This is a genomic window from Kitasatospora sp. NPDC059327 (assembly GCF_042752535.1).
Classification (GTDB): Bacteria; Actinomycetota; Actinomycetes; order Streptomycetales; family Streptomycetaceae; genus Kitasatospora.
In genome coordinates this window covers 13819-35094 of sequence record NZ_JBHYYB010000095.1, presented here as the reverse complement: position 1 = coordinate 35094, position 21276 = coordinate 13819, and the positions used below count along the sequence as shown (strand labels likewise).

At 73.5% G+C, this 21276-nt stretch carries 5 protein-coding genes and 1 pseudogene; 3 read left to right on the top strand and 3 right to left on the bottom strand.

Annotated elements, in window-relative coordinates:
- From ACFXHB_RS36160 to ACFXHB_RS36150, 3 genes are all read right to left on the bottom strand, one after another.
- On the bottom strand, nucleotides 1-7325 hold a 7325-nt coding region (locus ACFXHB_RS36160), incomplete at its 3' end, for an SDR family NAD(P)-dependent oxidoreductase (protein ID WP_380579807.1).
- A gap of 180 nt (nucleotides 7326-7505) precedes the next feature.
- Nucleotides 7506-14195 (bottom strand): SDR family NAD(P)-dependent oxidoreductase, encoded by a 6690-nt coding sequence (locus ACFXHB_RS36155; RefSeq protein ID WP_380579805.1) that lies wholly within the window; start codon nucleotides 14193-14195, stop codon nucleotides 7506-7508.
- Between the two features lie 61 nt (nucleotides 14196-14256).
- On the bottom strand, nucleotides 14257-17604 hold the full coding sequence (locus ACFXHB_RS36150) for a type I polyketide synthase (RefSeq protein ID WP_380579803.1): 3348 nt from the start codon (nucleotides 17602-17604) through the stop codon (nucleotides 14257-14259).
- 568 nt (nucleotides 17605-18172) lie between these two features.
- Here ACFXHB_RS36150 and ACFXHB_RS36145 point away from each other — a divergent pair.
- The 3 genes and pseudogenes from ACFXHB_RS36145 to ACFXHB_RS36135 all read left to right on the top strand — a co-directional run bounded on the left by ACFXHB_RS36145 (nucleotide 18173) and on the right by ACFXHB_RS36135 (nucleotide 21245).
- Entirely contained in the window at nucleotides 18173-18805 is a 633-nt protein-coding gene (locus ACFXHB_RS36145) for a hypothetical protein (protein ID WP_380579801.1), read from the top strand.
- A 481-nt stretch (nucleotides 18806-19286) separates the two neighbouring features.
- A pseudogene (locus ACFXHB_RS36140) lies at nucleotides 19287-20351 on the top strand (family 2 encapsulin nanocompartment cargo protein terpene cyclase); the annotation flags it as partial.
- Nucleotides 20352-20366: 15 nt separating this feature from the next.
- Nucleotides 20367-21245 carry a geranyl diphosphate 2-C-methyltransferase gene (locus ACFXHB_RS36135; RefSeq protein WP_380579799.1) on the top strand — a complete coding sequence of 293 codons (879 nt, stop codon included), beginning with the start codon at nucleotides 20367-20369 and terminating at the stop codon, nucleotides 21243-21245.
- Nucleotides 21246-21276: the final 31 nt, after the last annotated feature.

Genomic DNA, 21276 nt, shown 5'->3' with positions numbered 1-21276 from the left:
GACACCGCCACGGACCCACCCGCCGACACCGCGCCCAACGGCCGCCACACCACGCGATAACGCAACGCGTCCACGGTGCTCAGTCCCGGCGCGACCGCCGGCTCCAACCAGAAGCGCTCACCCTGGAAGGCGTACGTCGGCAGATCCACCCGCCGCCCACCGGCGACGGCCACGCTCCAGTCCACCGGAACACCCCGCACCCACGCCTCCGCCAGCGACGTCAGGAACCGGTCCGGACCGCCCTCCCCCCGCCGCAGCGACCCCACCACGACGGCGGTGGCGCCGAGTGCCTCCGCCGTCTCCTCGACGGCCGGGCTCAGCACCGGGTGCGCGCTGCTCTCGACGAACACCCGGAACTCGTCCTCCACGCAGGCCCGGACCGCCTGGTCGAAGCGCACCGGCTCCCGCAGATTGCGGTACCAGTACCCGGCGTCCAGCGTCGTGGTGTCCACCCGGCCGCCCGTCACGGACGAGTAGAACGGCACCTCCGACGACCGGGGAACGACCTCGCCCACCACGTCCAGCAACCGCTCCCGCACCGACTCGACCTGCCCGGAATGCGAGGCGTAGTCCACCGCGATCCGACGCGCCCGCACCCCCCGCGCCTCACACTCCGCCAGCAACCCCTCCAACGCCGCCGGCTCCCCCGACACCACCACCGAGTTCGGACCGTTCACCGCCGCCACCGACAACCCACCCGACCCGACCGCCACCAACTCAGCAGCACGGGAAGGGCTCAACGCCAACGACACCATCCCACCCAGCCCGGCAAGCCCCTCCGCGATCACCCGACTGCGCAACGCCACCACCCGAGCCGCGTCCTCCAACGACAACGCACCCGCCACACACGCCGCCGCGATCTCCCCCTGCGAATGCCCCACCACCGCCGCAGGCACCACACCGTACGAACGCCACAACGCCGCCAACGACACCATCACCGCGAACGACACCGGCTGCACCACATCCACCCGCTCCAACGAAGCGGCCCCCGGCACCCCCCGCACCACATCCCACACATCCCACTCCACGAACGGCGCCAACGCCTCCGCACACTCCACCAACCGCGCCGCGAACACCGGCGAAGAATCGAGCAGTTCAGCCCCCATCCCCACCCACTGCGCCCCCTGACCAGGGAAGACAAAGACGGCGCCCGCCTCGTCCCGCAGATCGGCTGTACCCTCGACCACCCCCGCTGCCGGGTCGGCTGCGCCCAGGGCGCGCAGGCCGGCCAACGCCCGGGTCCGGTCCGCCGCGACGACCACCGCCCGCCGGTCCAACCGCGCGCGCCCTGCCGCCAACGACAACCCCACATCCGGCAGCGCCAGTTCGTCCCGGTCCTCCCACCAGTCCGCCAACCGCTCCGCCTGCCCCCGCAGCGCCGCACCACCGCGCGCCGACACCACCAACGGCACCACCGGAGGAGCCGCGGGAGAGGCTGCCGGTTCCTCCGACGGCGGCGCCTGCTCCAACACCACGTGCGCGTTGGTCCCGCTGATCCCAAACGAGGAGACGGCCGCCCGCCGGGGTCGCTCCCCCGTGTCCCACTCCCGGGCCCGGGTCAACAGCTCGACCGCCCCGGAGTCCCAATCGATGTGCGGCGAGGGCTCGTCGGCGTGCAGCGTCCTGGGCAGCACGCCGGCCCGCATCGCCGCCACCATCTTGATCACACCGGCCACACCCGCCGCCGCCTGGGTGTGCCCGATGTTCGACTTCACCGACCCCAACCACAGCGGCACACCGGCGGCCCGGTCCTGGCCGTAGGTGGCGAGCAGGGCCTGCGCCTCGATCGGGTCCCCCAACGTGGTCCCCGTCCCGTGCGCCTCCACCACATCCACCTCCCGCGCCGACAACCCCGCGTTCGCCAACGCCTGCCGGATCACCCGCTGCTGCGACGGACCGTTCGGCGCCGTCAACCCGTTCGACGCACCGTCCTGATTCACCGCACTGCCCCGCACCACCGCCAACACCGGATGCCCATGACGACGCGCATCCGACAACCGCTCCACCAGCAACACACCCACACCCTCGGCCATCCCGAACCCCTCGGCATCCACCGAGAACGACCGGCACCGACCATCCCGCGACAACCCCCGCTGCCGCGAGAACTCCACGAACATCCCCGGGGTCGACATCACCGTCACCCCACCCGCCAACGCCAGATCACACTCACCCGACCGCAACGACTGCACGGCGAGGTGCAACGCCACCAACGACGACGAACACGCCGTGTCCACCGTCACCGCCGGCCCCTCCAGACCCAACGCATACGACACACGCCCCGACAACACGCTCCCCGCGCTGCCGGTCACCGCGTAGCCCTCGACCTCGCTCGACGCATCGCGCAGCAGCGTCGCGTAGTCCTGCATGCTGAGGCCCGCGAAGACCCCGGTCCTGCTGCCCCGGGCCGATTCGGGGTCGATGCCCGCGTGCTCGAAGGCCTCCCAGGACGTCTCCAGCAGCAGCCGCTGCTGCGGATCCATCGCCAACGCCTCACGCGGCGAGATCCCGAAGAACCCCGCGTCGAAGTCGGTTGCGGCGTTCAGGAATCCACCGGCCCGGACGTAGGACCGTCCGGTCGCCTCGGGGTCGGCGTCGTAGAGGGAACCGAGGTCCCAGCCCCGGTCGGTGGGCAGGCCCGAGATCGCGTCCGTGCCCGTGTCGAGCAACCGCCACAGGTCCTCCGGCGAGCGCACACCGCCGGGGAACCGGCAGCTCATCCCCACGATCACCACGGGCTCGTCGGAGCCGGCCGTCACCGGCAGGACGGCCGCGGCGGCGGGCAGGTGTCCGAGGAGTTCGGCGTGCAGGTGCCCGGCGAGCGCGAGGGGAGTCGGGCGGTCGTAGATCAGGGTGGCGGCCAGCCGGAGCCCGGTGGCCGCCCGCAGGCGGTTGCGCAGTTCGACGGCGGTCAGCGAGTCGAAGCCGAGGTCCTTGAAGGCACGGCCGGGCAGGACGGTGTCCTGGGAGGAGTGCCGCAGGACCGAGGTCACGACCTGGCGGACGATGTCCAGCAGCGCCTTCCGCTGCTCCTCGGCGGAGAGTTCGGCCAGGCGGCGTACCAGATCCGACGGCCCGTCGGAGGGGGTCACGGCCGTGCGGTCCGGGTCGGCCGCCGGGGATCCGGCGGTGAGGAGTTCGCTCAGCAGCGGGACCGGCCGGCCTCCCGCGCCGAGCCCCGTACCGTCCCAGCGGGTGCTGAAGACGGCGACCGCGGTCTCGTCGTGGTCGAGGATGCCTCCGAGCGCGTCCAGCGCCAGCTCCGGGCGGAAGGTGAGGACACCACGCCGGCGGATCTGCTCCTCGATGGCCGGGGCCGCGATACCGCCGCCGTCCCAGTGCCCCCAGGCGATCGCGGTGGCGGGCAGGCCCTTGGCTCGCCGGTGATGGGCCAGGGCGTCCAGATAGGCGTTGCCCGGCGCGTAGTTGGCATGCCCGGCCAGACCGCAGGTGCCGGCGATCGAGGAGAACAGCACGAAGGCGGAGAGATCCAGGCCCTCGGTCAGCTCGTGCAGCACCCGGGCGCCGCCGACCTTGACACGCAGCACCCGCTCCATCTGATCAACCGTCAGATCGCCGATCAGGGAGTCGTCGAGCAGCGCCGCCGTGTGCATCACGGCCGTCAGCGGGTACTCCGAGGGCAGTCCGGCCAGCACCTGCGCCACCGCCGCCCGGTCGGACACATCACAGGCGACCATGGTGACCTTCGCACCCAGGGCGGTGAGCTCTGCCTCGAACGCCTCGGCATCGGGCGCGGATCGGCCACTGCGGCTCAGCAGCAGGAGGTGCTCGGCGCCGGTGCCGGCCAGTCGGCGGGCGACATGGCGACCGAGCGCACCGGTGGCCCCCGTGATCACCACCGTGCCACGCGGCTCCCAGCTCCGGACCGGAGCCACCCCCGCCAACGGCGCCCGCTCCAACCGCCGCACGAACACCCCGGACTCCCGGACCGCCAGTTCGTCCTCACCGTGCCCACCCACCAGCGCGGACACCACCCCCCGCACCAACTCCACGTCAGGTACGTCGGGTACGTCGGGTACGTCGGGTACGTCCACGATGCCGCCCCAGCGGTCCGGCAACTCGGCGGCCACCACCCGACCCAGACCCCAGAGCATCGCCTGCTCCGGACTCGGCACCTGCTCGTCGGCGCCGACCGCCACCGCACCCCGCGTCACACACCACAACGGAGCCCGAACCCCGACCCCCTCCAAGGCCTGCACCAACGACACCGTCGCCGCCAACCCCCACGGCACCGCACCACCGGCCACCACCGACCCCGCACCGGCCGCCAACAACGACACCACCCCGACCGGCCCGGCCTCCTTCACCACCGCCGCCAGCGACTCACGATCACACCCGCCACCCACCACCAACACCCGCGCACGCAAACCCCGTTCGGCCAGTTCGGCCGCCAACGCCGCACCCCAACCACCGTCCACGGCACCCTCCGGGACCAGCAGCAACCACTCACCCCCGGACACCGCCACGGACCCACCCGCCGACACCGCGCCCAACGGCCGCCACACCACGCGATAACGCAACGCGTCCACGGTGCTCAGTCCCGGCGCGACCGCCGGCTCCAACCAGAAGCGCTCACCCTGGAAGGCGTACGTCGGCAGATCCACCCGCCGCCCACCGGCGACGGCCACGCTCCAGTCCACCGGAACACCCCGCACCCACGCCTCCGCCAGCGACGTCAGCAGCCTCCCCTGGCCGCCTTCGCCGCGCCGCAGAGTGCCGACCACGACGGCGGTGGCGCCGAGTTCCTCAACGGTCTCCTGGATCCCCGGGCCGAGCACCGGGTGCGCGCCGACCTCGACGAACACCCCGTAACCCCGCCCCGACAGCCGCGCCACCGCCTCGTCGAGCCGCACCGGCTCCCGCAGATTCCGGTACCAGTACCCGGCGTCCAGCCCCTCCGACTCCAGGAAGTCCCCCGTCACGGACGAGCAGAACGGCACCTCCGACGACCGGGGAACGACCTCGCCCACCACGTCCAGCAACCGCTCCCGCACCAACTCGACCTGCCCGGAATGCGAGGCGTAGTCCACCGCGATCCGACGCGCCCGCACCCCCCGAGCCTCACACTCCGCCAGCAACCCCTCCAACGCCGCCGGCTCCCCCGACACCACCACCGAGTTCGGACCGTTCACCGCCGCCACCGACAACCCACCCGACCCGGCCGCCACCAACTCCTCTACTCCGGAGGGGCTCAGGGCCAGCGACACCATCCCACCCAGCCCGGCAAGCCCCTCCGCGATCACCCGACTGCGCAACGCCACCACCCGAGCCGCGTCCTCCAACGACAACGCACCCGCCACACACGCCGCCGCGATCTCCCCCTGCGAATGCCCCACCACCGCCGCAGGCACCACACCGTACGAACGCCACAACGCCGCCAACGACACCATCACCGCGAACGACACCGGCTGCACCACATCCACCCGCTCCAACGAAGCGGCCCCCGGCACCCCCCGCACCACATCCCACACATCCCAGTCCACGAACGGCGCCAACGCCTCCGCACACTCCACCATCCGCGCCGCGAACACCGGCGAAGAATCGAGCAGTTCAGCCCCCATCCCCACCCACTGCGCCCCCTGACCAGGGAACACGAACACCACACCTGTCGCGTCCAGCAGATCGGCCGTACCCTCCACGACCTCGGACGAGACCTCGGGCGAGACCTCGGGCGAGGCGAGCGCGCGCAGGCCCGCCAATCCCTGGGCCCGGTCCGCCGCGACCACCACCGCCCGGCGCTCCAACCGAGCCCGCCCAGAGGCCAGCGAGAACCCCACATCCACCGAAGCGAGTTCGGCCCGGTCCTCCCACCAGTCCGCCAGCCGCTCCGCCTGCCCCCGCAGGGCCGATCCACCCCGCGCCGACACCACCAACGGCACCACACCCGGCACCACACCCGGCGACTCCGCCGACTCCTCGTCGGGCGCCTGCTCCACCACCACGTGCGCGTTGGTCCCGCTGATCCCGAACGAGGACACCCCGGCCCGGCGCGGCCGGTCCGCCGAGACACCCCACTCCCGGGCCTCCGTCAGCAACTCCACGGCGCCCGAGGACCAGTCCACATGCGGCGACGGCTCGTCCACGTGCAGCGTCCTGGGCAGCACGCCGGCCCGCATCGCCGCCACCATCTTGATGACACCGGCCACACCCGCCGCCGCCTGCGGATGCCCGATGTTCGACTTCACCGACCCGAGGTACAACGGCCGGTCCGCCGAGTGCTCCTGGCCGTAGGTGGCGAGCAGGGCCTGCGCCTCGATCGGGTCCCCCAACGTGGTCCCCGTCCCGTGCGCCTCCACCACGTCCACGTCCCGCGCCGACAACCCCGCGTTCGCCAACGCCTGCCGGATCACCCGCTGCTGCGACGGCCCGTTCGGCGCCGTCAACCCGTTCGACGCACCGTCCTGATTCACCGCACTGCCCCGCACCACCGCCAACACCGGATGCCCATGACGACGCGCATCCGACAACCGCTCCACCAGCAACACACCCACACCCTCGGCCATCCCGAACCCCTCGGCATCCACCGAGAACGACCGGCACCGACCATCCCGCGACAACCCCCGCTGCCGCGAGAACTCCACGAACATCCCCGGGGTCGACATCACCGTCACCCCACCCGCCAACGCCAGATCACACTCACCCGACCGCAACGACTGCACCGCCAGATGCAACGCCACCAACGACGACGAACACGCCGTGTCCACCGTCACCGCCGGCCCCTCCAGACCCAACGCATACGACACACGCCCCGACAACACACTGAGCGTGTTGCCCGTGAGCAGATAGCCGCCCAGGTCCTCCGAGCCCTCCTGCAACCGAGGTCCGTACTCCTGGGAGAGCGCGCCGGCGAAGACGCCCGTCCGGCTCCCCCGCAGCGAGAACGGATCGATCCCCGCCCGCTCGACCGCCTCCCACGACGTCTCCAACAACAACCGCTGCTGCGGATCCATCGCCAACGCCTCACGCGGCGAGATCCCGAAGAACCCCGCGTCGAACTCCCCCACCGCGTCCAGGAACCCACCCGCCCGCACATAACTCGACCCCGGCCGCCCGGCCTCCGGATCGAACAACCCCTCCAGGTCCCACCCCCGATCCACCGGCAACGGCGCGACCGCGTCCCCACCCTCCACCACCAACCGCCACAGATCCTCCGGCGACCGCACGCCCCCCGGATAACGACATCCGATCCCCACCACGGCCACCGGCTCCGTCGACACGGCCTCCACCGCACGCAGCCGCTCCCTGGTCTGCCGCAGATCGGCGGACACGCGCTTCAGGTAGTCGAGGAGCTTCTCTTCGTTATCCATCGGGAATCCGTCCAACGGGTAGAGGCCAGGAGCGCCGTTCGAAGTCAGGCCGAGCGGTCGGGACAGCAGAGCGGGACAAAAGGGCGGAGCAGGACAAGCGGGCGGAGCGGCACGAACGGGCGGAGCAGGACAAGCGGGCGGAGCACAGCGGAGCGGCAGAACAAGGGACAGCGGAGCGGATCAGGACAGTCCGAATTCCTCGTCGATGAGCGAGAAGATGTCGTCCACGGTGGCGGACTCGAAATCCGCCCGGGGCGCGGCCTCCACGTCGAAGGCCCGGGTGTCCTTCCACTTCCCGAGGAGGGCTTCGAGGCGCTCGGTGATCCCGGCCACGGCGTCGTCGTCCTGCGTCACCTCGCCGAGCGCGCCCTCCAGCCGGTCGAGTTCCGCCAGGACGGCCGCTCCGGCGGACGTTCCCGGGGACGCGCCGCCGGGTGCTCCATCGGCATCGGCCTCCTCCAGCAGGCGGGCCCGCAGCAGGGCCGCGAGCTCGGCCGGCGTCGGATGGTCGAACACGGTGGTGGTCGGCAGCCGCAGTCCGGTCGCAGCGTTCAACCGGTTCCGCAGCTCGGTGGCGGCCAGCGAGTCGAAGCCGAGCTCCCGGAACGCCCGCCGTGCGTCGACCGCTCCCGCGAGGCCGTGTCCGAGCACCACGGCCGTCTCGTCGAGGACCAGGTCCAGGACCAGTCGCTCGCGCTCCGGCGCGCGGAGTCCGGCGAGCCGTTGCGCCAACGTCGTCCCCCCGGTGGGCTGTTCGGCGGCCACCGCCCGACGGCCGGTGACCCGGACGAGCCCGCGCAGCAGTGGCGGCACTGCGGCCAGGCCCGCACCGGCGGCCGCCTGCGCCCGCAGCGAGGCGGCGTCCAGCCGCATCGGCACCGCCACCGGCCCGCCCGTGCGGTGGGCCGCGTCGAAGAGGGCCAGGCCGTCCTCGGTCGACAGCGCCCCCATGCCGACCCGCCGCATCCGGGTCAGGTCGGCGGTTTCGAGATGCCCCGTCATGGCGCTGCGTTCGGCCCACAGCCCCCAGGCCAGCGAGAGGGCGGGCAGGCCGCGCGAGCGCCGGTGGTGGGCCAGCCCGTCCAGGAACGCGTTGGCCGCCGCGTAGTTGCCCTGGCCGGCGGCGCCCACCAGCGCGGTGGCGGAGGAGAACAGGGCGAAGACCGCGAGGTCCAGCTGCGCGGTGAGCCGGTGCAGGTGCCAGGCGCCGTCCACCTTCGGGGCCAGCACGCGATCGAGCCGCTCCCGGCTCAGCGAGGGGACCACCCCGTCGTCCAGGACGCCCGCCGTGTGCACCACCGCCGTGAGCGGGTGCGCGGCCGGTATCGCGGCCAGCAGCCGGGCCACGGCCCGGCCGTCCGTGACGTCGCACGCGGCGACCGTCACGGTGGCGCCGAGTGCGGTCAGCTCGGCGGCGAGGGCGGCGGCCCCCTCGGCCTCCGCGCCCCGGCGCGAGGCCAGCAGCAGGTGCCGGACGCCGTGCCGGGTCACCAGGTGCCGGGCGGTCAGCGCGCCCAGCGTCCCCGGGGCGCCGGTGATCAGCGCGGTGCCCCGCGGGTCGGGGTCCGACGGCACGGTCAGGACGATCTTTCCGACGTGCCGGGCCTGGCGGAGGTGGCGGAAGGCCTCCGGGGCCCGCCGGACGTCCCAGACGGTCAGCGGCGTCCGGTGCAGCACGCCGGCCTCGAAGAGGGCCAGGACCTCCCGGAGCATCTCGCCGATCCGCCCGGGGTCGACCTCCATCAGGTCGAAGATCCGGTAGTCCACGCCGGGGTGCCGGGCCGCCACCTCGGCCCGGTCCCGGTGGTCGGTCTTGCCCATCTCCAGGAAGCGCCCGCCCCGGGACAGCAGTCGCAGCGAGGCGTCCACGAACTCCCCCGCCAGCGAGTTGAGCACCACCGACACCCCGCAGCCCCCGGTCCGCGCCAGGATCCGCGCCTCGAAGTCGAGGTCGCGGGAGGAGGCGATGTGCGCCTCGTCCAGACCCGACGACCGCAGGGTGCCCCACTTCCCCGGACCGGCCGTACCGAAGACCTCCGCCCCCCAGTGCCGGGCCAGTTGCACCGCGGCCATGCCGACGCCGCCGGCTGCCGAGTGGATCAGCACCGCCTCTCCGCGACGCAGGTCCGCCAAGTCCCGCAGGCCGTGGTAGGCGGTCAGGAAGACCACGGGGACGGCCGCCGCCTCGGCGAAGGACCATCCGTCGGGGATCGGCAGCACAGCCCGGTGGTCGGCCACCGCGACCGGGCCGAACGCGCCGGCGAAGAGGCCCATCACCCGGTCGCCGACGGCCAGGCCGGTCACACCGGGACCGACCTCGGTGACCACGCCGGCGCCCTCGATGCCCAGCCCGTCGAGCCTCGGCACCAGACCCAGCGCCACGACGACATCACGGAAGTTGAGGCCGGCGGCCCGGACCGCGAGCCGGACCTGTCCCTCGGCCAACGGGCCGTCGGCGAGGCCCTCCGGGCCCGGCAGCAGCGCCAGGTTCTCCAGGGTGCCCTTGCCCGCGATGTCCAGCCGCCAGGCGGCCGCCCCGGCGGGAGGCTCCAGCGCCGGCACCGCCCGGGCCAGCCGGGGAACGCTCAGCAGGCCGGCCCGTAGCGCGAGTTGCGGTTCGCCGGAGTGGACCGCCGCGGCCACGGACGCCGGGTCCTCGTCCAGGTCCACGGCCCCGTCCAGGTCCAGCAGCACGAAGCGGCCGGGGTTCTCCGCCTGCGCCGCCCGCACCAACCCCCACACGGGGGCCTGCACCGGCGCGGCCGCTCCCTCACCGGGGCGGACGGCCACGGCTCCCCGGGTCACCACCACCAGGCGGGAGCCGGCGAACCGGTCGTCGGCCAGCCAGGTCTGGAGGGCGTCCAGGACGCGGCCGACCAGGGCACGGCTCGCCACCGCCGGGTCGGCGTGCACGCCGCTCACCTCGGGCTCGGCGCAGGACAGCAGGACCACCTCCGGCACGGGGCCGCCGGTCCGCGTGGCCGCCTCCGCCACGGAGCGCAGATCGGGGAACGACCCGCCCACCGCGCCGTCGGCTGTCGGGGCGTCGAGCCCCACGCCCGGCGGACCCACTACGACCCAGCGGCCGGAGCCCGGCGAGGTCCCCACCGAGGCGCCCGGCGAGGTCTCCGGCACCGCGGCCGGCGGCGCACCGACGGCGACCCAGTCGACCTGGAAGAGCGCCTCCCCGTGGGCCCGGCCGATGTCCTCCAGCTGGTCCCGGGTGACCGGCCGCAGCGCCAGCGACTCGATCGCGGCGACCGGCCGCCCCGTGGTGTCGGCCACGCTCAGCGCCACCCGGCCGGCCCCCAGCGGGGTGACCCCGACCCGCAGCGCGGTCGCGCCGACGGCGTGCAGCGTCAGGCCTTCCCAGGCGAACGGCAGTCGCGGCAGACCGTCCTGCGGCGCCGCGGCCGGACCGGCCAGGGCGATGACATGGAGGGCGGCGTCCAGCAGCACCGGGTGCACGGCGAAGCGTCCGGCCTCAGCGGTGGTCCCCTCCGGCAGCACGACCTCGGCGAACACCTCGTCGCCCCGCCGCCAGGCGGCCCTGACGCCTCGGAAGGCCGGGCCGTAGGGCAGACCGGTCTCGGCCAGCTCCGCGTACAGCCCGTCGATCCGAACGAGTGCGGCCCCCGGCGGGGGCCAGGCCGCCGGACCGGGGTCGCCCTCCCGGTCCGCTCCGGCCGGCCCCGCCACCCCGGTGGCGTGTCCGGTCCACGGCTGCTCGGCCGGGGCGCCCACCGGGTGGGAGTGCAGGCTCACCGGGCGACGGCCGGCCTCGTCGGGCCCGCCGACCACCACCTGGAACGCCACCGCGCCCTGGTCCGGCAGCACGAGCGGAGCGTGCAGGGTGAGTTCCTCCACCCGGCCGCACCCGGCCCGGTCGGCGGCCTGGAAGACCAGCTCGACCAGGGCCGTGCCGGGGACGACGGTCGTCCCGAGGACGGTGTGGTCCGCCAGCCACGGGTGGGTGGCCAGCGAGAGACGGCCGGTGAGGAGGACCCCGTCGGAGTCGGGCAGCGCGAGCGCCGCGCCCAGGAAGGGGTGGTCGACCGGCTCCAGCCCCAGGGTGCTCGCGTCGCCCGTCGCGGCCGGAGCCGGCTGCCACCAGTAGGTCTGCCGCTGGAACGCGTACGTCGGCAGCTCCGTCGCGGTGGCGTCGGCGTCGACGAAGGCGGCCGTCCAGTCCACCGGAACACCCCGCACGAAGGCCTCGGCGGCCGAGGTCAGGAACCGGTCCGGGCCGCCCTCCCCCCGCCGCAGCGACCCCACCACGACGGCGGTGGCGCCGAGTTCCTCAACGGTCTCCTGGATCCCCGGGCCGAGCACCGGGTGCGCGCCGACCTCGACGAACACCCCGTAACCCCGCCCCGACAGCCGCGCCACCGCCTCGTCGAGCCGCACCGGCTCCCGCAGATTCCGGTACCAGTACCCGGCGTCCAGCCCCTCCGACTCCAGGAAGTCCCCCGTCACGGACGAGCAGAACGGCACCTCCGACGACCGGGGAACGACCTCGCCCACCACGTCCAGCAACCGCTCCCGCACCGACTCGACCTGCCCGGAATGCGAGGCGTAGTCCACCGCGATCCGACGCGCCCGCACCCCCCGAGCCTCACACTCCGCCAGCAACCCCTCCAACGCCGCCGGCTCCCCCGACACCACCACCGAGTTCGGACCGTTCACCGCCGCCACCGACAACCCACCCGACCCGACCGCCACCAACTCCGCAGCACGGGAAGGGCTCAACGCCAACGACACCATCCCACCCAGCCCGGCAAGCCCCTCCGCGATCACCCGACTGCGCAACGCCACCACCCGAGCCGCGTCCTCCAACGACAACGCACCCGCCACACACGCCGCCGCGATCTCCCCCTGCGAATGCCCCACCACCGCCGCAGGCACCACACCGTACGAACGCCACAACGCCGCCAACGACACCATCACCGCGAACGACACCGGCTGCACCACATCCACCCGCTCCAACGAAGCGGCCCCCGACACCCCCCGCACCACATCCCACACATCCCACTCCACGAACGGCGCCAACGCCTCCGCACACTCCACCAACCGCGCCGCGAACACCGGCGAAGAATCGAGCAGTTCAGCCCCCATCCCCACCCACTGCGCCCCCTGACCAGGGAACACGAACACCACCCGGCCGGCCGGGCCCGCCGCGTCGCCCACGATCACCCGCGGGACGGAACGCCCCTCGGCCAGCGCCGCCAGTCCGGTGCGGAATCCCTCCCGGTCCGCGCGGTCGGCCAGGACCACGGCGCGGTGCTCGAAGAGCGACCGGGTGGCCACCGTCGCGAGGCCGGTGTCTGCCGGCCGCTCGTCGGCCCGGCCGTCGAGGTGGGACAGCAACCGCCGGGCCTGTCCGGCCAGCGCCTCGGGGGAGCGGCCCGAGAGCACCCACGGGATCACCCCGCCGCCGTCCGCCGCGCGGCCCGCGGCCGGGTCGCCGTCCGACCGCGGCTGCGCCGGCGCCTGTTCCAGCACCACGTGCGCGTTGGTCCCGCTGATCCCGAACGAGGAGACGGCGGCCCGGCGCGGCCGCTCCGCCGAGGCACCCCACTCCCGGGCCTCCGTCAGCAGCTCGACCGCGCCCGAGTCCCAGTCCACCTGCGGCGAGGGCTCGTCCACGTGCAGCGTCCCGGGCAGCACACCGGCCCGCATCGCCGCCACCATCTTGATGACACCGGCCACACCCGCCGCCGCCTGGGTGTGCCCGATGTTGGACTTCACCGATCCCAGCCGGAGCGGCTCCCCCTCGGGCCGGTCCTGGCCGTAGGTCGCCAGCAGCGCCTCGGCCTCGATGGGGTCGCCGAGCCGGGTACCGGTGCCGTGCGCCTCCACCACGTCCACGTCCCGCGCCGACAACCCCGCGTTCGCCAACGCCTGCCGGATCACCCGCTGCTGCGACGGACCGTTCGGCGCCGTCAACCCGTTCGACGCACCGTCCTGGTTCACCGCACTGCCCCGCACCACCGCCAACACCGGATGCCCATGACGACGCGCGTCCGAGAGGCGCTCCACCAGCAACACACCCACGCCCTCGGCCCAGCCGGTGCCGTCCGCGGCGGCGGCGAACGGCTTGCACCGTCCGTCCGGAGCCAGGCCCTGCTGCCGGCTGAACTCGACGAACATCCCGGGGGTCGACATCACCGTCACCCCACCCGCCAAGGCCAGATCGCACTCGCCCGCCCGCAACGACTGCACGGCGAGGTGCAACGCCACCAACGACGACGAACACGCCGTGTCCACCGTCACCGCCGGCCCCTCCAGACCCAGCGTGTAGGCGACGCGACCGGAGATCACGCTGGGGGTGCCGCCGGTCAGCAGATAGCCGCCCAGGTCCTCCGAGCCCTCGTGCAGCCGAGGTCCGTAGTCCTGGGCGGTCGCGCCGGCGAAGACGCCCGTCCGGGTCCCCCGCAGCGAGAACGGATCGATCCCCGCCCGCTCGACCGCCTCCCACGACGTCTCCAACAACAACCGCTGCTGCGGATCCATCGCCAACGCCTCACGCGGCGAGATCCCGAAGAACCCCGCGTCGAACTCCCCCACCGCGTCCAGGAACCCACCCGCCCGCACATAACTCGACCCCGGCCGCCCGGCCTCCGGATCGAACAACCCCTCCAGGTCCCACCCCCGATCCACCGGCAACGGCGCGACCGCGTCCCCACCCTCCACCACCAACCGCCACAGATCCTCCGGCGACCGCACGCCCCCCGGATAACGACATCCGATCCCCACCACGGCCACCGGCTCCGTCGACACGGCCTCCACCGCACGCAGCCGCTCCCTGGTCCGGTACAGGTCGGTCGTCACCCACCTGAGGTACTCGACCAGCTTCTCCTCGTTCGCCACTGCTCTCACTCCGTGTCGGTACGGCCGTGCGGAAGGTGCGGACATCGCGCGTCGGGGCGCGTCAGGCGGTGCGGAACTCCCGGTCGATGAAGGCGAAGAGCTCGTCGACCGTCGCCGTCCGCAAGCGGTCCGGGTTCGGGTCCTCGCCGTCGGCGGGCAGCCGGCCGGCCAGCAGGGAACGCAACCGGGCGTCGGCCCGCTCCCGCTCGGCGCCGACGGGCCCGATCGCCGCCAGGGACCGTTCCAGCCGGTCCAGTTGCGCCATGACCTCGTCGCCCGTGCCCGCGTCCGGCGGGAGGAGCAGGGCTCCCAGCCGCTCGGCCAGGACGCCCGGCGTCGGGTGGTCGAACAGCAGGCCGGTCGGCAGGCGCAGCCCGGTGACCGTGCCGAGCCGGTCGCGCAGCTCCACCGCGGTGAGCGAGTCGAAGCCCAAGTCCTTGAAGGAGAGCGCGGGATCGACCGGGCCCGGGTCGCCGTGGCCGAGCACGGCGGCCGCCTCGGCGCGCACCAGGTCGAGCAGCACGCTCGCGCGGTCGCCGGCCGGGGTGCGGTCCAACCGGAGCCGGGGCTCCGGCAGGTCGGCCGGGTCCGTCGGCAGCGGATCGCCGGGGTCCGTCACAGACGTCGCCGACGGGGCCGGGGCGGCCGGGCGGGCGGCGCCGTCGAGCCAGTGGCGCTGCCGCTGGAACGCGTAGGTGGGCAGGTCGACCCGCCGGGCACCGTGCCCGGCGAACACCGCGGCCCAGTCCACCCCGACGCCGTGCACGTGCAGCCGGGCGAGGGCGGTGACCAGGGCGTCGGACTCGGGCCGGTCCTTGCGCAGCAGGGGCACCAGCACGGGGTCGGCCACCGGTGCGGCCGCCGCCCGGTCGGGCTCGACGAGACAGTCCCGGCCCATCGTGCTGAGCGTGCCGTCCGGTCCCAGTTCGAGGAAGGCGGTGACGCCCTCGCGTTCCAGCCGGCGCATGCCGTCGAGGAACCGGACCGGTCGGCGCACGTGCCGCACCCAGTACTCGGCCGAGGCCAGCTCCTCGGGCGCGGCGAGCCCGCCGGTGACCGTCGAGACGATCGGCAGGGTCGGCGGCCGGAGGTCCAGGGCCGCCACGACGCTCCGGAAGTCGTCCAGGACGGCGTCCATGTGCGGGGAGTGGAACGCGTGGCTGACCCGCAGCCGCCTGGTCCGGCGCCCGTCGGCCCGCCAGTGCGCGACGATCCGCTCGACCTCGTCGTCGTCCCCGGCGACGACGGTCGCCTCCGGTCCGTTGACGGCGGCGAGGCCGACCCGGTGCTCCCGGCCGGCCAGCAGCGGGAGCAGCTCCTGCTCGGCGGCCTGGATCGCCGCCATCGCACCGCCCGGCGGCAGCGCCTGCATGAGCCGGCCCCGGGCCACCACCAGGGTGCAGGCGTCCGCGAGGGAGAACACCCCGGCGACGTGGGCGGCGGCCAGCTCGCCGACGGAGTGCCCGAGCAGGAAGTCGGGCCGGACCCCACGGCTCTCCAGCAGGCGGAACAGGGCCACCTCGACGGCGAACAGGGCGGGCTGCGCGGAACCGGTCCGGTCCAGCGCGAGGGCGGCGGCCGATCCCGGTGCCGCGAAGAGCACGTCCCGCAGCGGCCGGTCGGCCGCTCCGCCGGCGGCCACCGCGGCCGCCGCGGCGGCGTCGACGTGCTCGCAGACCGCGTCCAACGCCCGGGCGAACACCGGGTGTTCGTCGTACAGCGCCCGCCCGGCCCCGGGGCGTTGGCTGCCCTGGCCGGCGAACAGGAACGCCAGCCGGGCCGGCCCGTACGCACGCCCCGTCAGGACGTCGGCCGAGCGTTCGCCCCCGGCCAGCGCCGCCAGGCCCCGCCGGAGTGCGGCGCCGTCCCGGCCGACCACCGCGGCGCGGTGCTCGAAGGCCGAGCGCGTCACGGCCAGCGCGTGGCCGACGTCCGCCGCGCGGAGTCCGGGCCGCTCGTCCAGCCGCTCCAGCAGCGCGGCCGCCTGGGCCCGCAGGGCCGGCGCCGAGCGACCGGAGAGCAGCCACGGGACGGCCCGGACCGGCTCAGGGCCGTCCTCCCGGGCCTCGTCCCTGCCCTCGTCCTCCGACGACTCGCCCACCGGCAGCACGGGCCAATCACTTAGCACGACATGGCAGTTGGTCCCGCCCATGCCGAACGCGCTGACGCCGGCCAGCAACGGCCGCTCCGGGCTCGGCCACGGCCCCAGCCGCCGTTGCACCCGCAGGTGGAGCGCGTCGAGCGGAATCAGCGGGTTGGGGGTCTCGAAATGGAGGCTGGGCGGCAGTTCCCGGTGCCGCAGGCTCAGCGCGACCTTGAGCAGCCCGACGATTCCGGCCGCGCCTTCGAGGTGCCCCACATTGGTCTTCGCCGAGCCCACCGGCAGCGGGTCGCGGGAGCCCCGCAGGCGACCGAGGGCGGCGCCGAGGGCCGCGGCCTCCACCGGATCGCCGACCTTGGTGCCCGTACCGTGCAGCTCCACGTACTGGACGTCCGCCGGGTCCACCCCGGCCCGGCGGTAGGCGCGCCCGAGGACGTCCTCCTGTGCCGACCGGCTGGGCGCGGTGAGGCCCTCGCCGCCGCCGTCGTTGTTCACCGCACCGCCGAGGATCAGGCAGTGGACCGGATCCCCGTCCGCGACGGCGTCCGCCAGCCGCTTCAGGACGACCACCGCACCGCCCTCACCGCGGACGTAGCCGTCCGCCCGGGCGTCGAAGGTGTGGCACCGCCCGGTCGGGGAGAGGCCGCCGAACCTCGTGACGGCGATGCCGCTCTGCGGGGCGAGGTTGAGGTTCACTCCCCCGGCGAGGGCGAGGGCGCTCTCCCCCCGGCGCAGGCTCTCGCAGGCCTGGTGCACGGCGACCAGGGAGGACGACTGGCCGGTGTCGATCACCATGCTGGGCCCGCGCAGGCCGAGGGTGTAGGAGAGCCGGTTGGCGATCATGCTGCGGTGCAGCCCGGTCACGGTGTGCTGGGTGACGGCCTGCGGACCGCGCTGGTGCAGCAGGGTCGCGTAGTCGTCCCAGATCGCGCCGAAGAAGACTCCGACGTCCCTGCCGTCAAGCGTCGCCGGAACGATTCCGGCGTGCTCCAGGGCCTCCCAGCCGAGTTCCAGCATCAGCCGCTGTTGCGGGTCCGTCGCGGCCGCCTCGCGCGGCGAAAGACCGAAGAAGCCGGGGTCGAAACGGTCGACCTGGTCGAGGAATCCGCCCCACCGCGGTATCGATCCGTCGATTTCGGGCATTTGCCCGTCGTCCCCCGGTAATTCGCCCCGGCGATCTTCCGGCACCTCCGTGACAGAGGTTTCACCGTGCCGGAGCAGTCGCCACAGTTCGTCCGGAGTCGACGCTCCGGGTAAACGACACGACAGACCGACAACGGCTATCGCATCACTGTGAGTCGAATTCATGGGAGGTGCGTGAGATACGTGTGCTTCCCGTGAGGCCACGGCGCAACCCAACCAGCAACCACAGAACGCGTCAAGGGTCGCTCTGTACACGACACCCAGGCCTTGCGCCGGAGGTCAGAGGCCTGACGGAGCGATCCGACTGGTCTTGACCACAGCGGATCGGAGACCGGAAAACCGCGTCACCACGGCGATTGCCCCGACGGTCCCGTCCGGCTTGCCCGTCCGGACACGACCCGATGGCCCGATCCGCCGACGGCCACCCGGTGACCGCCCGGTCGGCGCCCCCGCCGAATGACCCTGGCGGCACGAACTACCCCGGTCTCCGACGTCCACGAAAGATCGACTCCGCCACTCCGGCACCGACCCTGACTCCGGGCCGCCCGGCCCGGAACACCCGGCACGAAACACCCGGGCCGCGCCCGCCGCCCCGCCGGAGCACGTCCACCGGCGAGAACGAAATGCCCGGTCGATAGGCTGGTGACTGCCGAGGAGACCGGCACCTGCCCTGCGGACCGTGACGCCGGCGGCACCTGCTGCCCCACCGCGGGGCATGCATCGAGGAGCAGTCGTGACCGAACAGAGCGGCCCGCAGCGGAGCATCGCCGACATGATCCGCCGTCCCATGCTCACCGGGCTGCAGGACGCCCAACTGATCGGCCCGCCGGGCACGACGCGCATCAACGAGTGGGTCGACTGGATCGCGGCGGTCGTGGCCGGCCAGATCGTCCTGCCGATCGCCGGCGAACGCGACGCCTTCGCGGACCGGGTGGACACCCTCTCGGAGGTCGGCAAGCGCAACAAGCAGCTCTACCGGGACGCTGCCCAGGAGGCGCAGCAGCTGAAGGCCCGCGTCGCCGAGCTGGAGGCCGAGCTGGCGCGGCTGCGTTCGCCCGCCGAGCACGCGGTGCCCCCGTTGCCCCTCCGGCCTCCCTCGCCCGCCCCGGCCGCCGAGGCCGCTCTGCCCGCCGAGGCCGGCGACCCCTCCGAACCGTCCGAACCGTCCGAACCCGCCGAGCACGCCACCGACCCCACCGACCTCACCGACTCCACCGGGACCGGCGGGCCGGTCCTCTCGCTCCGGGACCGGCTGCGCAGCAAGTACCCCGCGACTGCCGAGGCCCTGGACCGCCGGGACGCCGCGGCGGCCGAGGACACGGCGGCGGGTGCGCCGGCCGAAGGCGAGCGCCCCACGGAGCGCTGACCCGGGGGCCGGGCACTCCGCCCGCCCAGCAGGGGCGACCCCCGAACGGGTTGCCCTCCGCCGACGCTCCGCCGACCCGCCGCCCGCCCCCGGGGCCCCCGGGGGCGTCGGGCCGCGCCCGAGATGCGCATACGCAGGAGCCCGGCCCCGCCCCGGAGACCCGCCGTCCACGGCCGTGCTGCGGATCGGCCGGCAGCGCGGCCGAGAGCGCCAACCGCACCAGGAGCGCTTCAAACCCGATCTTCGCCAACATTCACCCTATCGAGTAGATCGACCGCTGCGAAGCGCCTAGTGCCGCGCCGCCCCACCTACCGTGATCAGCGAACGACAAGGGGGGCACCGCCTACGGGATCCCCCTTGCGTCGCGCCGGATGACGACCCGTCATGATGCGCAGTCCTGCTCGGAGGGAGGCCCATCCATGCCCATGAACACCGGACCGGAGACCACCGCGGAGACGTCGGCGGTACGGTCATGAGCCGTACCGCCCTGGAGCGGATTCTCAACGGCCCCAGTGGCCTGGGGACGACCGGCCTGCTCCCGGGCCGCCGAACATCGGCACCGCAGGCCGGTGATCCCGTTCCGGGCCTCTACCACCACCCGGTGCCGGAGCCCGACCCGGAGCGCGTGGCGGAGGTAGGCCGCCGGATCAAGACCTGGGCGATGGACGAGGTCCAGCTGTATCCGCCGGAGTGGGAGGACCAGTTCGACGGCTTCTCGGTGAGCCGCTACATGGTCGCCTGCCATCCCGACGCCCCCGACATCGAGCACCTGATGATCGCCACCCGGCTGATGGTCGCCGAGAACGCGGTCGACGACTGCTACTGCGAGGACCACGGCGGCTCGCCCATCGGCCTCGGCGGGCGCCTGCTGCTCGCCCACACCGCGCTCGACCCCCTGCACACCACCGCGGAGTACCAGCCGGCCTGGGAGGAGTCCCTCCACTCGGACGCCCCCCGGCGGGCCTACCGCTCCGCCATGGAGTACTTCGACGCCGCGGCGAGCCCCTCCCAGACGGACCGGTTCCGGCACGACATGGCGCGCCTGCACCTGGGCTACCTGGCCGAGGCCGCCTGGGCCCAGACCGACCACGTCCCCACGGTGTGGGAGTACCTGGCGATGCGTCAGTTCAACAACTTCCGCCCCTGCCCGACGATCACGGACACCGTCGGCGGATACGAACTGCCCGCCGACCTCCACTCGCTGCCCGCGCTGCAACGGGTCGTCGCCCTCGGGTCCAATGCCACCACGATCGTCAACGACCTGTACTCCTACACCAAGGAACTCGCCGCCCCCGGGCGGCACCTGAACCTGCCCGTGGTGATCGCCGAGCAGGAGGGCCGCACCGACCGCGACGGCTACCTGAAGGCGGTCGAGGTCCACAACGACCTGATGCACGCCTTCGAGGCCGAATCAGCCGCCCTGGCAGCAGCCTGCCCGGCCCCGGCCCTGCTGCGCTTCCTGCGCGGCGTGGCCGTCTGGATCGACGCCAACCACTACTGGCACCGGACCAACACCTACCGCTACAGCCTGCCCGACTTCTGGTAACCAAGGAGCTGACCAATGACCACGACCGATATCCCCACCACGACCACCGGCGTCATTCCCGGACCGGCCACGCCGTACCAGGGCGACATCGCCCGCTACTGGGACCACGAGGCACGGCCCGTCAACCTACGGCTCGGTGACGTCGACGGCCTCTACCACCACCACTACGGGATCGGCGACGTCGACCACGCCTCGCTGGGGGACCCGGCCGACAGCGAGCGCGAGAAGAAGGTGATCACCGAGCTGCACCGGCTGGAGTCCGCACAGGCCGAGGTGCTCCTCGACCACCTGGGCCCGATCACGCCCGACGCCACCCTCGTGGACGCCGGCTGCGGCCGCGGCGGCTCCATGGTCATGGCCCACCAGCGCTTCGGCTGCAAGGTCGAGGGCGTCACCCTGTCCGCCAAGCAGGCCGAGTTCGGCAACCGGCGGGCCCATGAGCTCGGCATCGACGGCTCGGTCCGCTCCCGGGTCTGCAACATGCTCGACATGCCCTTCGAGACCGGCAAGGTGGCGGGCTCGTGGAACAACGAGTCCAGCATGTACGTCGACCTGCACGACCTCTTCGCCGAGCACGCGCGGATGCTGGAGGTCGGCGGCCGGTACGTCACCATCACGGGCTGCTGGAACCCCGCCTACGGGCAGCCGTCGAAGTGGGTGTCCCAGATCAACGCGCACTTCGAGTGCAACATCCACTCGCGTCGGGAGTACCTGCGCGCCATGGCGGACAACCGGCTCGTGCCGCAGGCCGTCATCGACCTGACTCCGGCGACCCTGCCCTACTGGGAGCTCCGCGCGACCTCCTCCCTGGTCACCGGCATCGAGGAGGCGTTCATCTCCTCCTACAAGGACGGCTCCTTCCAGTACGTCCTGATCGCGGCCGACCGGGTCTGACCGGCGCTCCCCGACGGGCCGGGTGCGCCAG